The organism is Spirulina sp. LEGE 11439 (genome assembly GCF_059821285.1).
Window position 1 is genome coordinate 61864 of sequence record NZ_JCAMRX010000014.1, and the last position, 13462, is coordinate 75325.

A 13462-nucleotide genomic window follows, 5' to 3' on the forward strand; every position below is an offset into this window, starting at 1 on the left:
AAAATAAAAAACCAGCAGAAGCCCCTACTGGTTGGTCAAGTTCGTAGTCTGTCGTTTGAAATAGAGAAAATTCAAACCTCCCGTTCTCGACGGCGCGGCTTGTAATATTTCTTTACCGAGGAGTATTGTAGCAGCAAATACATATCTTGCCAAAACAATTCGTGAAACTAGGGACTATTGGAGAGCGTTGAGATACTCTTTTGCCTTTTGCGATCGCCCCCAAACCACTTGCTCTCGTTTATAAATGGCAATTCCAGGCTTGGCTCCCTTGGGTTTATAGACAAACTTGGGACGAGTATAAACCACCGGAACCCGATCGCTCTGTCTCCCCCGACTATAATACGCCGCCAAATCCGCCGCAAACTGTAGGTCGGTATCTTCTGCCACAGATCCCGGTTTTAAGCGCAATAAAACGTGACTCCCGGCGATCTCTTGGGCATGAAACCAAAGATCGTAATCCCCCGCAACCCCAAAAGAAAGGCGATCGTTTTGGCGATTGTTGCGCCCGATCCAGACTTCAAAGCCCGAGGGGGTTTGGTAGCGATGGGGTTGAGATTCCCGATCGCGATCGCGTCCCTTGCCAGTGTCGCCTTTTCTGGCTGCTAAATATCCCTGCTGTACCAGTTCCTCACGAATTTCCCGCAAAGCCTGCCAATCTTCTGCATTTTGATATCGATCTAGCTGACTCAATGCTGCCTCGACTTGCTCTAAATACTGTATCTCCGTCTCGACTGACTGCAAAAGGGGGGCGATCGCATCCCGAGCGCGTTTGAGTTTTTGGTGCTTCTTATATAATGCTTGGGCATTCTGGACGGCATTTTTTTCCGGGTTGAGAGGAATTATCACGGGTTCTCCCGTCTCAAAATCTGCAAGGGAAATCGATTTCATTCCCGGTTTCCATTGATGCAGATATGCCATCAACAAATCCCCACGGGTACGATATATCTCTGCATCCTCCGATTGGGCGAGGCGATCGCGAAATCCTTGCGCCTTCTGTGCCAATTTCTTACCTGCATTTTTGAGCTTTTGAGCGATTTGGTGATGTAACTGCTGAAATTGTTGGAGAGTTATGCGATCGCCATAGTAACGATCTAATAACTCCTGTACATTTTTTTCTGGTTTCACTAATCCCCAAGGTAAAACCGTATAACCTGCTTGAGTCCATCCGGGGGTAAAATTTTCCGTTGCGATCGCCGCCAACCATTCTCGCCACCGTTGAAATAATTGCTCCCATTCTGAGGAACTTAAATCCTCTGTCGATCGCGATGGTTCGATTCCAGCCATCTCTAGCATTAAATGAGCCAAGGTGGGACTCAAACCGCGATAAGTTTTCACTAATTGCTTACCGATCGCCCCGGGTACAAGACTGACTCGCTCTTGCCAACGCCCTTGCGTCTCCTCCAAATGCGGTATATCACCAAGGAGTGAGGGTGGGAGTTCGTAAGCTTGTCCCGTTTGCACCGTGCGAACCCGAGATTGTTTGGCACCGACTTGATGCGCCACCGTCACGATGCGATCGCGATCGTCTGTCAAAATTGCATTGCTATACTTACCGATCGCTTCCACGTAAAGATGCCACAAGGGAGCATCATCGGGACGTTGAGCAAATTGTAAATCAATCACCCGCTCCCAAGGAGCCACAGCCGCGATCGCAATTAAGGCTAACCCATTTAATTGATGTCGCAATTGATCGCTAAACGTAAAAGTATCGCGATCGTGCGGTGGGGGACTCCCCAAACAAATTCGCGCCGCTTGAGGATGCCAACAAATTGTCAGCCATCCCCGTCCTTCTAAGGTTCGCAAGGCGATAAAAATAGTCTGAACGTCGCGTTGATAAACTTGTTCGACTCGCGCGGGAAGCCAACGCGATCGTAAATCTGCACAAACGGCGGTTAGAGTGGTGAAGTCTACGGACTGCATGAGAAAAAATGAGGGAGATAAGGTAGAGGATTGCCAATTGAACTTAATTGTGGGACTCGAACCGTTTCCTGATTTTTCTAGATAACATGAAAGGAAGCCCGATCGTTGCTCCTGAAACGGTAAGCCGTTCGTTTCTCATGGATATTCACCCGATCAATATCGGTTTTGGCAATATTGTGGCTGCCAACCGCATAATTGCGATTGTTAGTCCCGAATCCGCGCCGATTAAGCGTATTATTACAGAAGCCCGCGATCGCGGACAACTGATTGATGCCACTTACGGTCGCCGTACTCGTGCAGTGATTATTACCGATTCCAGTCATGTTGTTTTATCAGCAATTCAACCGGAAACCGTAGCACATCGCTTTGTCAGTCATAAAGAAGGAAACTTTAATGCTTAACTCGAGTCTAGGGTTATTTCAATGAACAATGAACAATAAAAATGCCTGAAACACTTCCCCGAAAAGCAGCCCAACCCGATTGCCTCCTTCCAGACACAGAACGAGAAACCCTTGTCAGCGATCGACTCAAAGATCGAGAACGCGGTCAATTGATCGTTTTGGTGGGTCCCTCTGGTGTCGGCAAAGGCACCTTAATTAAAGCCTTACGCGATCGCCATACTAATCTTTATCTTTCCATTTCCGCCACCACTCGCCCGCCGCGACCGGGGGAAGTTTCCGGACGAGATTATTTTTTTATGGCGCGGGAAGCCTTTCAAACCGCCATTGAAAAGGAAGAGTTTTTAGAATGGGCGGAATATGCAGGCAATTATTACGGTACCCCTCGGCAAAATGTTGAAGAACAAATTGCCCTCGGTCAATGCGTTCTCTTAGAAATTGAGTTGGTGGGAGCAAGGGCAGTTGAAAAAAGTTTTCCCGAAGCCTATCGTATTTTTATACTCCCTCCCTCGCTAGAAGAATTAGAACGCCGATTGCGCGATCGCGGTACCGAATCCGAGGCGGCGATTACCCGCAGACTCGAACGCGCCCGAGCAGAATTAGATGCGAAGGAAGAATTTGACTTACAAATTGTTAACGACGACCTCGAAACCGCGATCGTCCAAATCGAACAAGCCATCTGGGGACGGAAAAATGAAGGCTAAAGGGTAGATGTCAAGATAAATATCTCCCTCATCACCCTCTCTTCCCTGTTCCCTGCTCAAGAGTTAAGATAAAAGCATAGACATATTATTATTGATTCGGTAAAAATCCTATGACATCGTATGCAGCTACTTCGGCAAGAGCGGAGATGAGCGAACTCCGACGCTTGAAAAGCCTACTTCCCCCAGAATTACAAAGCTGGGTCATGGTCGAGTCTGCCACGGATGTGAGTCCTCCCCTCATTCGCTGCGAAGAGTTGGGACGAGATGAAATTGAAATTCAAGTAGATTTAGCCAAATGGGATAATTTGGCGATCGATCAGCGCAACCTACTCTTCTGGCACGAGGTCGGACGCATCCAAAATGATACCATTCCCCGAGAAGGCTGGGAAATGGCTGCTCTGGCGATTGGTTTGGGAGGAGCAGTTGGGGAATTATGGGTACAAGACGGTTTGCTTTTGATCTTAGCGTTAGGATTATGCAGCTTTTCCGGGTTTCGCCTCTGGCAAAAAAACAATGGCGACAAACGCTTGGCAGAAAATATTGAGGCTGATGAAAAAGCGATCGCCCTCGCAACTCGTTTTGGCTACAGTTTGCCCAACGCTTACAAAAGTTTAGGCAGTGCATTGAAAACCTTGGTCGAACAAACCCCCAACCGCAAACAACGGAAGCGTTATGAAACCCGCTTACAGGCGCTTCGACGTAGTGCGGCTAAAGCAAAAGCAAAAATGGAGTCCCAACCCGGAACGCGGCCTGCACTTTAAAAACTAGAGGATATTTATGGCTGTAACCTTTGTTGTATATAGATGTAGCAACCGCAATGGTTCTGGGAAAAATAGGGATCGAAACCAAAACAAACGCGGAGTACGATACAGAGATGACCGAGACACCAACCAACCAACATTTTCCGATTGTCTTCTCTAACGATACTCCGATCGTTTCTCTTCCTCCTCGTTTGAGTATCCTCGAGGTCGTTGAATTTAAAACTGCTTATCAGATGCTCTTAGAAGCGGCCTCGACTCCCGAGGAGATCGTTCTCGATTTCCAAAATACGAATTTTATTGATAGTAGCGGTGTTGGCACTCTAGTCAGCAACTTTAAAACATCTGAATCTCAAAATGTTCGTCTCGTGCTCAAAAACGTTCGTCCCCCTGTCATGGCTGTTTTATCAATGACGGGACTCGATCGCGTTTTGACGATTCATCCTATTCCTGCGGAAGTTTCCCAAGGCACAGCAGCTAACATCGATCGCCGACTGCCGGAAACACATCCTTCCGTGCGGTCTTGGACGAAACGCGCCATTGATATTGTTGGTAGTTTAGTTGGATTGACCATTACGGGGATTTTATTTATTCCCATTGCGATCGCGATTAAACGAGACAGTCCGGGTCCGATTTTCTTCGCGCAAGAGCGCTGTGGGTGGTTAGGCAGAAGATTTCGCATCTGGAAATTTCGTTCCATGTGCAACAATGCCGAACAACTCAAAACGAAGGTAAAAAATCAGGCATCCGGAGCGTTTTTTAAGAATGATAAAGATTTTCGCGTCACCCAAGTTGGTAAATATTTACGGCGCACCAGTCTCGACGAACTCCCTCAATTTTGGAACGTTCTCAAGGGAGAAATGAGCTTGGTAGGGACGAGACCTCCCACGGCCAAAGAGGTAGAATCGTATAAAATACCAGAATGGCAGCGCTTGGATGTTAAACCCGGCATGACCGGAGAATGGCAGGTAAACGGGCGATCGAAAATCCGTAATTTCGAGGATGTCATCGAACTCGATTTGCGCTATCAGCGAAATTGGAGTCTAATGTACGATATTAAACTAATTTGGAAAACCATCTGGATTTTATTTCATAAGAATAGCGGTGCTGTTTAAACAAAGTATAAAAAAACGAAACCGACCCTTGAAAAAACTAGATCTGCGTTTGCAAACAGATTTAGGCGATCTGCCAAAAGTGTTGGATCGGTTTGAAAAACTGGTTTCTCCTCGCCTCTCCCGGAAATTATATTGGGAGTGTGAATTGGCATTGGCAGAAAGTTTTACGAACGTCGTGCGCCACGCTCATCGGAATTTGCCGCCCAATACACCGATCGATCTCGAAATCGCCCTATTCCCTCGCGGTTTGGAAATGCGAATTTGGGATTGCGGACAACCTTTTGACTGGGATAGACGGTTGCATGAAATATTGCAACGCGATGACGATCCTTGGGCTGTTGGAGGGCGAGGATTATGCTTAATTTATAAGGTGATGGATGATTGTCAATATATTCCGGCTGGGGATGGAACTTTTTCTCGTTGGCGCGATCGCAATTGTCTTATTTTATGCAAACAGCTACCTCAACACTCTTCTCAAAGAGCAGGCTTTATTTCTTTTCTCAAGCGTGTTATCAGAAAAATCGAACGAATTTTACGCAAAATAACGAGATTATTGCTCCGGAAGTTTTCAGCACTTGCTCTCAGGTTTAATTCAATTCGTTGAAATCTTTTCAATCGCAGCAGAATAAACGATAAAATCGTAGATCCGCTCTTGATTCTCGACGCAATGTAGATTCTGATGCAGCGATCGCACTTTGATGTCAAAACTAATCTCGAAGCCTTATTGCCAGTATTAGTAGAATTTGATCGGCTGGCTGGGACGAAACTGTCTGAGAAAGTCTATTTTAAATGTCGTTTGGCACTTGCAGAAGGGTTTACGAATGCCGTGCGTCACGCTCACGAACATTTGCCGGAGGAGACAATCATTGAGGTGGAGATGGTGTTAAGCAATCGTTTATTAGAGATCTGTATCTGGGATAAAGGAAAGCAGTTTGATTTGGCAGCAAGGTTGCAGGAAATTCAGCAAGAACCCGAAAATCCTCTGAAGGTGGGGGAACGAGGATTAGAGTGGATGAATGCGTTAATGGATGAAATCTGTTATGTTCGCGTGAAAGGGAAAGGAGGCTGCGATCGCAATTGTTTGATTTTACGCAAGTATTTACAAGATAGCGATCTGGGTTTCTCAGTTTAATTGTTTCTCAGTTTAATTCTTGGCGATCGCATTTGTATTATAAACTATCTTTGGCAATGCGATCGCGAGTTTTTCCGAGACTCAATGCAAAAATAGGGTGGGCATTGCCCACCCTACTAAATTACCCTAATAATTCAACAGCACGCTTCACAAAAGCATCGGCGGTTAAACCATTTAACGCCATTACTGCACTCGCACTCGCAGCCGTGTCTCCACGCTTCCAAGCAAAAGTATCTCGCTGACAAGAACTCCGCAACATCACTGGTTCTAACATCGCTGAAGAACCGCCAGTGATACCCAATAAAACATCACCGCCAAACAGCTGTTCAAAACCAGCATCATCTAGGAAACCGCCATCAGATTCCGAACAAGTTTTATAAGCCGTATCCGAAGGACGATATAAACGACGAGGACTGATAATACTGATAATTTTTGAGCCAATTCCTTGAGCTTTTAACTGCTCTGCTGCATCCAAAACAGGAATCAAAGTCATGTCGCCAATAACGGCAAAAACTACCGTTTTTTCTCCGGAAATTTCTTGCAGGATAAAACCGCCTTCTTCTAACCCTTGCCGCGTTTGTTCAAAAGTGTTGCGAATAGGTAAAGGCGACTTAGATGCTGTAATCGTAATGCCTTTATTTTTTGTGCCTAAAGCCCATTCATAACAAGCTTGAATACTATTGGCATCGCAAGGAAATAAAGGAAATACATTGCCATTTCGCATTAATGCAGCAAAATAGTTTTCAATTTCTGGACGTTGGTGCGTCCAACCATTACGCCCTTGCTCTAATGCTCCTGCCGTAAATAACGTAATGGTAGAAGGCGTTGGGCGGCGTAATTCTGCCATTGCTTGCGTTACAGTTTGCCAAATAGGTAAACCATTAATCGCAAAAGATTCATAAGAACACCACAAAGTCCGCGCTCCAAACAACGCTAAGCCTGCCGCTAAACCCGCACAAGCATCCTCGCTTAAAGGTTCGTAAACTTGTCCGTCTGGCTGTTGAAAATAGTCTTCATCAACCGTAGGATGAACAATTTTCAAGGCAATATTAACGTTATTAATTCCCGAGGCTGCATTTCCATCCGCATTAGTTAAAACAAAATTAGGATCGTTTTTTCCCACATAACCGACCAATGCACCCATTGCAGTTGTCGCAACTTTTTTATCACCGCCTACTACATATTCATCTAAAGGAAGTTGACCTAATGGAGGGATGGGATGCTCTTTTTCTGTCATCACCGTTTTCGCGGCGGGTCCACCATGCGATCGCGTGCAATTCGTTCGCACTAATTCCCACGCTTCGGGGGTTAATGCCCTTGCTTTTAACGCATCGACGATATAATCTTTTTCTGTTGTATCCCCCGGATACAGATTGTGTGATTTTGCTCCGCGCTTGTGAACTCCAGCCCCTTTCAACTGTTTGATAATTAAAACTGTTAATTCACCATTCAAAGCACATTTAGCCGCCCGATCCGTCGCATCTAAAACGGCTTCCATAAACGCTAAACGCTTGGGTAAAGAAAATGCGGTACTATCGACATAATCTCCCGCTTGTTGGGCATCGTCATAATCTTTTGCATCCACGAGGAAGATTTCTTTAAACCCATTTCCTCCCCAATACTCGATCATCTCATCATTGGTTTTTGTCGAAACCATGCTGTGATGTTCTTGAGAATAGCCATTCCAGACTAAAATGGGCAGGAAATTCGTCACTTTAGGGTAAGCTGTATTAAAATGCCCCATACTACTCACAATATAAGGCTCTCCTAAACCACCGTCCCCAATCGTGACTGGAAATAATGTTCCGGGATGTAACTTAGCTCCTGCCATTGCGAAATGCTGTCCTTGTCCTAAAGGTCCGGCGGGGTTGAGAAGACCGGGAATTTGACCGGATAAGTGACCGAGAAGACCGTCGGTTTCTCGATAGCGATCGCGCATCTGCTGTACATTTTCTATCCCCATCTCCTCCAAAGAGCGATCGAGGAACATGGTGCTGTAAAATCCAGGGGCGTGATGTCCGACCTCGGTAATAATATTCTTGTACCCTAACAGAATTAAAGCCGCGATTCCGTCAGCAATACTGGCAAATCCTCCGGGGTGTCCCGATGATTTTGAGGCGGTAATTTGCAAGGTTAAATAACGCAAAGCATCTGCCATCAGCATCGTTTGATAAACTGCAGCAGGATCTTTAGGAGAAGCGATCGCAGTTTGTCCTTCGCCAATAGCAGGGCTTTTTCCGTATTTCTCAAACTCTGGTAAGGTTTCGCTAAAATACTGAATTCCTTGACAAAATGCCGGGATTGCGGTAGCAACGGTCATACTGTAAGATTCCTCGTTAAATCGCTATAATTCTTAAGTCAATCTTACAGTTTGCCGGGTTCACAGGGAATCAATGTACCTCTCTAGAGGTAAAGAATAAAGAGTAGGAAAGCCGTTATCGATTATTGAATCACGACGCATAGCGCGATCCCGGAATAACATAATCCCAAGTGGTTTGTTGAGTAGGATTGACAAAAATATCGAGGGTGGGTGCATATTCGATTAACTTGCCTACCCGATCGCCTCGAACATTATTTTCTACATTAAAAAAAGCAACGCGATCGGTAATTAATGCGGCTTGTTTTAAATTATGAGTAATGAGAACGATCGTATAATATTGCCGCATTGTCATCAATAAATCATTCACTCTTCCCGCCGAAATAGGGTCTAAAGCTGCCGTGGGTTCGTCCATGAGAATCACCTCTGGATTAAGCGCGATCGTGCGGGCAATACACAATCTTTGTTGTTGTCCTCCAGACAAATCTAGCGCATTTTTCTTGAGTTTATTTTTCACCTCACGCCATAATCCTACGTGACGCAATGCTGTTTCGACGCGATCGTCGAGATTACCGCGATAGCCATTCACTCGTAAACCGACGGCAATATTATCGTAAATCGACTTCGGAAAAGGATTGGGACGTTGAAAAACCATGCCGATACGACGGCGAATTTCTACCGGGTTCATGCGGTGAATACTTTGACCGAAAAAGCGTATTTTTCCAGTCATTCGGGCTTCGGGAATGAGATCGTTAAGACGGTTAAAACATCTCAAAAATGTACTTTTTCCACATCCTGACGCTCCAATAAAACCCGTAATTTGATTTTTATAGATTTCTAGATTGACATTTTGTAATGCTGGAATTCCGTGGTAGGAAACAGAAACATCTTCTGCTTGTAAAATCACTTCATTAGTGATTGATTTTTGGTTATCGGTCGTCAATTGCTGGTTATTCATTGTTGTTAGTTATTAGTTGTTTATTGTTCATTAATTCTTCTTGGGCGGTGATAAAAATCTCGCAATAAGACCGCAAAAATATTCATCGCGAAAACGAGCGCACCCAACACGAGAATTGCTGCCGCCGCCAAATCGTGAAACTCTTTTTGAGGGCGAGCGACCCAATAGAAAATCTGTGTAGTCAGAGTCGTAAAATTACTCTGCAAGCCAGTCAGAGAAAATCCCGGAACAAAGGAGACAAAAGCAACTGCCCCGACAGCAATCAGAGGGGCAGTTTCACCAATGGCGCGGGATAATGCCAAGAGCATTCCTGTAATAATTCTGGGTAACGCCGAAGGTAAAATCACATTTTGGATGGCTTGCCATTGAGTCATTCCTACTGCAAAGGCTGCTTGACGCTGACCTGGAGGAACCGATCGCAAGGCTCCGCGCGTGGCGATAATGACGAGGGGCAAAACGATCGAGGCCAAAACGAGAGACGCCGAAAGCAAGCTGCGTCCTCCCGTTACAGGCTGCAAAACCCGGGCAAATAAAGCCAAACCCAGCAACCCATAGATAATTGAAGGTACGGCAGCGAGGTTGGCTAAGTGAATTTCTAAAATATAACTGAAGGTATTGCGAGGTAAATATTCCTCCAGATAAATTGCTGCCCCAACACCAATCGGAAAGACGATCGCTGCGGTCTGGACTAATAACCACAATGTTCCCGTCAGTGCTGCAAAAATTCCCGCATTCTCTGCATTCCGGGAAGCAAAGCTGGTAAAAAAGCCTCCATTCAGGACGGGAATTCCTCTAAATAGTACATTTGCCAGTAAAATAGTTAAGACGACAACCCCAATTAATGTGGCGAGCAAGGCAACGGCAAGAAAGAGGCGATCGTAACGCTGACGGCGCTTTAAGGCTTTCTCAAAGGATAAAGGCGTATCGAGGGGAAAATTTAATGTCGCGATCGCCCCCACCAAGCTAGATTGCATTGAGGCATCACGATCGAGTTCTGCGGAGGGAATGGTCAGCCCTTTCATCATCTGTTCGTGACGGTATACCAACCAATGTCCCAACCAGTTTAAAGCCAGAGTAAGAAGAAATAGGACGAAACCAACGGTAAACAGGGTATGAAAAATAAAAGAATTGCCGGAAATATCCCCCAAACTGACTTGAATAATAAACGCCGTCATACTCTCGATCGGAACGAGAGGATTAAGGGTTAAATTGGGATTTTGTCCCGCCGCGATCGAAGCGATCATCGTTTCCCCCAAGGCGCGGGAAGCCGCAAGGGTAATGGCAGCGATAATCCCCGGAAAAGCGATCGGTAAAATTGTTCGCAAGATGTTTTCTCGTTTGGTAAAGCCGAGGGAATATCCGGCTTCTCGCAATTCTGCTGGCACATTTTCGATCGCCTCTTCGCTAATTGCAGAAACGATGGGCGTAATTAAAATCCCTGTAACCAAGCCCGCACTCAAAGCATTAAATCCCCCAATACTGGGAATAAAATTTTTCAGTAGAGGAGTAACGAATAACAGGGCAAAATAGCCATAGACAATCGTGGGAATGCCCGATAAAGTCTCCAAAGCTGGTTTGAGGATTTGTCGCACTTGTTGGGGGGCATATTCGGCCAGATAGATTGCCGCGAGCAAGCCGAGAGGAATAGCCACGAGAATAGCAATACCGGCAATCGAAAACGTGGCGCTAGCAAGGACAAAAATGCCAAATTTTTGACTCGCAAAGAGGGGAGTCCATTGAGTATCCGTCAAAAACTGCCAAAAAGAGACTTCTCGAAAGAAAAAAGCAGCCTCGTACAGAAAAACCCCCAGAATGGCAAGGGAAATTAACACAGGTATTGCGGCAGCGATCGCTAAACTGACTTCAATAATGCGTTCTCTCATGAACAAACCAACCAACGATCCCTTTTTAAAACATTGAGAAGATGACTTTGAGGACAAGTGAGGGTCATTCATATAATATTATGGTCTCGTTTATTGCTTTGGCAAAAGAAATTCTGAGGCGTTTGTTTTGCATGAATTAAATGGATTTTCCTTAATTTTGTAACTTTGGACATCTTTCTATCTTTCCAAAAACTTTCCAACTTTTCGGTTAAAAATAGGTTAACTCGTGTTAAATCGAGAAAAACACGGACTTAAGGAGAACAATAAAAGGACTACTGATGCGACAGCCTTGGCAATTCCAGCACAAGTCGAGATAGCAAAAAGCGATCGCGTACTTTTGGTGCGGGATGGCAAATTGGCAATAAGTTAAAGCAAAACAGCGAAATCATGTCTTGCACCAAAAATTAAGCTAAAAAAATTAACAATTTCGAGCGATCGCATCCCCCAAAATAGAATCAGGCCAAATTTTCCGAACCTCAATGCTAGAACATGATGTCATTATCGTCGGTGGTGGACTCGCAGGCTGCCGCGCTGCCCTAGAAATTAAACGAATCGACCCTAAAATTGACGTGGGCTTAGTCGCCAAAACCCATCCTATCCGATCGCACTCCGTCGCTGCACAAGGAGGGATCGCTGCCAGTTTACAAAATGTCGATCCCGAGGATAATTGGCAGGCACATGCCTTCGATACCGTCAAAGGCTCCGACTACCTCGCCGATCAAGATGCCGTCGAGATTCTCACCAAAGAAGCCCCACAAGTCATCATTGACCTCGAACACCTCGGGGTTCTCTTTTCCCGCCTCGAAGACGGACGCATTTCCCAACGTGCTTTCGGGGGGCATTCTCACAAACGCACCTGCTACGCCGCCGATAAAACCGGCCATGCCATCCTGCACGAATTGGTTAACAATTTGCGCCGTAACGGAGTCACTATTTACGATGAATGGTATGTCCTGCAACCTATTATCGAAGAAAACGAAGTCAAAGGCATTGTCATGTACCGCATTCTTGACGGAACGATTGAAATCGTCCGCGCCAAAGCCGTTATGTTTGCAACGGGAGGATATGGGCGAGTCTTTAACACCACCTCCAACGATTTTGCCTCCACAGGAGACGGTTTGGCCATGTGTGCGATCGCGGGATTGCCCTTGGAAGACATGGAATTCGTCCAGTTTCACCCCACCGGATTGTACCCCGTTGGCGTATTGATTTCTGAAGCCGTGCGAGGAGAAGGAGCATATTTACGCAATAGCGATGGGGAACGGTTTATGGAACGTTACGCCCCTAAACAAATGGAACTCGCCCCTCGGGATATTACCTCTCGGGCAATTACGTTGGAAATTCGTGCCGGACGGGGCATTCATGCCGATGGGAGTGCGGGGGGATCTTTCGTCCATTTGGACTTGCGCCACATGGGAAAAGAAACCATTATGAGTCGCGTCCCTTTTTGTTGGGAAGAAGCGCATCGGTTAGTGGGGGTTGATGCCGTTAACGAACCCATGCCTGTGCGTCCCACTGCCCATTATTCGATGGGAGGCATCCCCGTCAATACCCAAGGACGGGTGCGAAGGAGTGGAAGTGAGGTCGTAGAAGGCTTTTTTGCGGCGGGGGAATGCGCCTGCGTCTCGGTTCACGGTGCCAACCGCCTTGGGAGTAATTCCCTGTTGGAATGCGTGGTCTACGGACGCAAAACCGGAGAAGCGATCGCCCATTACGTCCCCTCGCGCCCGATGCCTGCATTCGACGCTCAAACCTATCTCACCCGCGCCAAACAGCGCCTGCACGATCTGATTAACCAAAAAGGAACCATTCGTATTGCTGAGTTGCGTAACCAATTCCAAGACTGCATGAGCGAACATTGCGGCGTTTTTCGCACGGAAGAAATTATGCAGGAAGGTCTGAGGCAGTTGCAAGCATTGAAAGGCAAACTTTCGCAAATATATCTCGACGATCGCGATCTGTGTTGGAATACCGAGTTAGTGGAAGCCTTAGAATTGCAGAATTTAGCGATCGTGGCGGAAATGATTCTCACTTCTGCATTACGTCGGAAAGAAAGCCGAGGGGCGCATTCTCGAGAAGATTATCCCCAACGAGACGATCGCAATTTTCTCAAACATTCTCTCGCCTACTATTCTCCCAAAGCAATCGACCTCAAATATATGTTAGTGGTCATCAATCGCTTTGAACCCAAAGAGAGAAAATATTGATTCAATCACCAACCCATCATACCGCCATTGAATGTTAAAGCCGAAATTATCGCGACTACTGATTTTGGCT

The 13462-nt window shown here is 46.1% G+C and carries 12 protein-coding genes; 8 read left to right on the top strand and 4 right to left on the bottom strand.

Features of this window, described 5'->3' with window-relative positions; all coding sequences use genetic code 11:
• Positions 1-174: 174 nt before the first annotated feature.
• Positions 175-1920, bottom strand: coding sequence for an Rqc2 family fibronectin-binding protein (locus AC6RV6_RS12090; RefSeq protein WP_500241095.1), 1746 nt, complete (start codon positions 1918-1920; stop codon positions 175-177).
• Positions 1921-2057: 137 nt separating this feature from the next.
• Here AC6RV6_RS12090 and remA point away from each other — a divergent pair, with 137 nt between their 5' ends.
• The 6 genes from remA to AC6RV6_RS12120 all read left to right on the top strand — a co-directional run bounded on the left by remA (position 2058) and on the right by AC6RV6_RS12120 (position 6027).
• Entirely contained in the window at positions 2058-2321 is a 264-nt protein-coding gene (remA, locus tag AC6RV6_RS12095) for an extracellular matrix/biofilm regulator RemA (protein WP_500241133.1), read from the top strand.
• A gap of 35 nt (positions 2322-2356) precedes the next feature.
• The gene (gene gmk / locus AC6RV6_RS12100) at positions 2357-3022 is read left to right on the top strand and encodes a guanylate kinase (RefSeq protein WP_500241134.1); all 666 of its coding nucleotides are present in this window, start codon (positions 2357-2359) and stop codon (positions 3020-3022) included.
• Positions 3023-3132: 110 nt separating this feature from the next.
• Positions 3133-3783 (top strand): DUF3318 domain-containing protein, encoded by a 651-nt coding sequence (locus AC6RV6_RS12105; RefSeq protein ID WP_500241096.1) that lies wholly within the window; start codon positions 3133-3135, stop codon positions 3781-3783.
• 113 nt (positions 3784-3896) lie between these two features.
• Positions 3897-4895: an anti-sigma factor antagonist gene (locus AC6RV6_RS12110; protein WP_500241097.1), complete on the top strand. Its 999-nt coding sequence runs from the start codon at positions 3897-3899 to the stop codon at positions 4893-4895.
• A 28-nt stretch (positions 4896-4923) separates the two neighbouring features.
• Positions 4924-5499, top strand: a complete 576-nt coding sequence (locus AC6RV6_RS12115) for an ATP-binding protein (RefSeq protein ID WP_500241098.1) — start codon at positions 4924-4926, stop codon at positions 5497-5499.
• 75 nt (positions 5500-5574) lie between these two features.
• Positions 5575-6027, top strand: a complete 453-nt coding sequence (locus AC6RV6_RS12120; RefSeq protein ID WP_500241099.1) for an ATP-binding protein — start codon at positions 5575-5577, stop codon at positions 6025-6027.
• A 121-nt stretch (positions 6028-6148) separates the two neighbouring features.
• Here AC6RV6_RS12120 and AC6RV6_RS12125 read toward each other — a convergent pair whose 3' ends face one another.
• From AC6RV6_RS12125 to pstA, 3 genes are all read right to left on the bottom strand, one after another.
• Positions 6149-8347 carry a phosphoketolase family protein gene (locus AC6RV6_RS12125; RefSeq protein WP_500241100.1) on the bottom strand — a complete coding sequence of 733 codons (2199 nt, stop codon included), beginning with the start codon at positions 8345-8347 and terminating at the stop codon, positions 6149-6151.
• 130 nt (positions 8348-8477) lie between these two features.
• A complete protein-coding gene (locus AC6RV6_RS12130) occupies positions 8478-9302 on the bottom strand; it encodes a phosphate ABC transporter ATP-binding protein (RefSeq protein WP_500241101.1) in 825 nt (274 codons plus the stop codon).
• A gap of 20 nt (positions 9303-9322) precedes the next feature.
• Positions 9323-11185 (bottom strand): phosphate ABC transporter permease PstA, encoded by a 1863-nt coding sequence (gene pstA, locus AC6RV6_RS12135; RefSeq protein ID WP_500241102.1) that lies wholly within the window; start codon positions 11183-11185, stop codon positions 9323-9325.
• Positions 11186-11411: 226 nt separating this feature from the next.
• Between pstA and AC6RV6_RS12140 the strand changes: the two genes are divergently transcribed.
• Entirely contained in the window at positions 11412-11555 is a 144-nt protein-coding gene (locus AC6RV6_RS12140; protein ID WP_500241103.1) for a hypothetical protein, read from the top strand.
• A 109-nt stretch (positions 11556-11664) separates the two neighbouring features.
• On the top strand, positions 11665-13392 hold the full coding sequence (locus AC6RV6_RS12145; RefSeq protein ID WP_500241104.1) for a succinate dehydrogenase/fumarate reductase flavoprotein subunit: 1728 nt from the start codon (positions 11665-11667) through the stop codon (positions 13390-13392).
• Positions 13393-13462 lie beyond the last annotated feature (70 nt).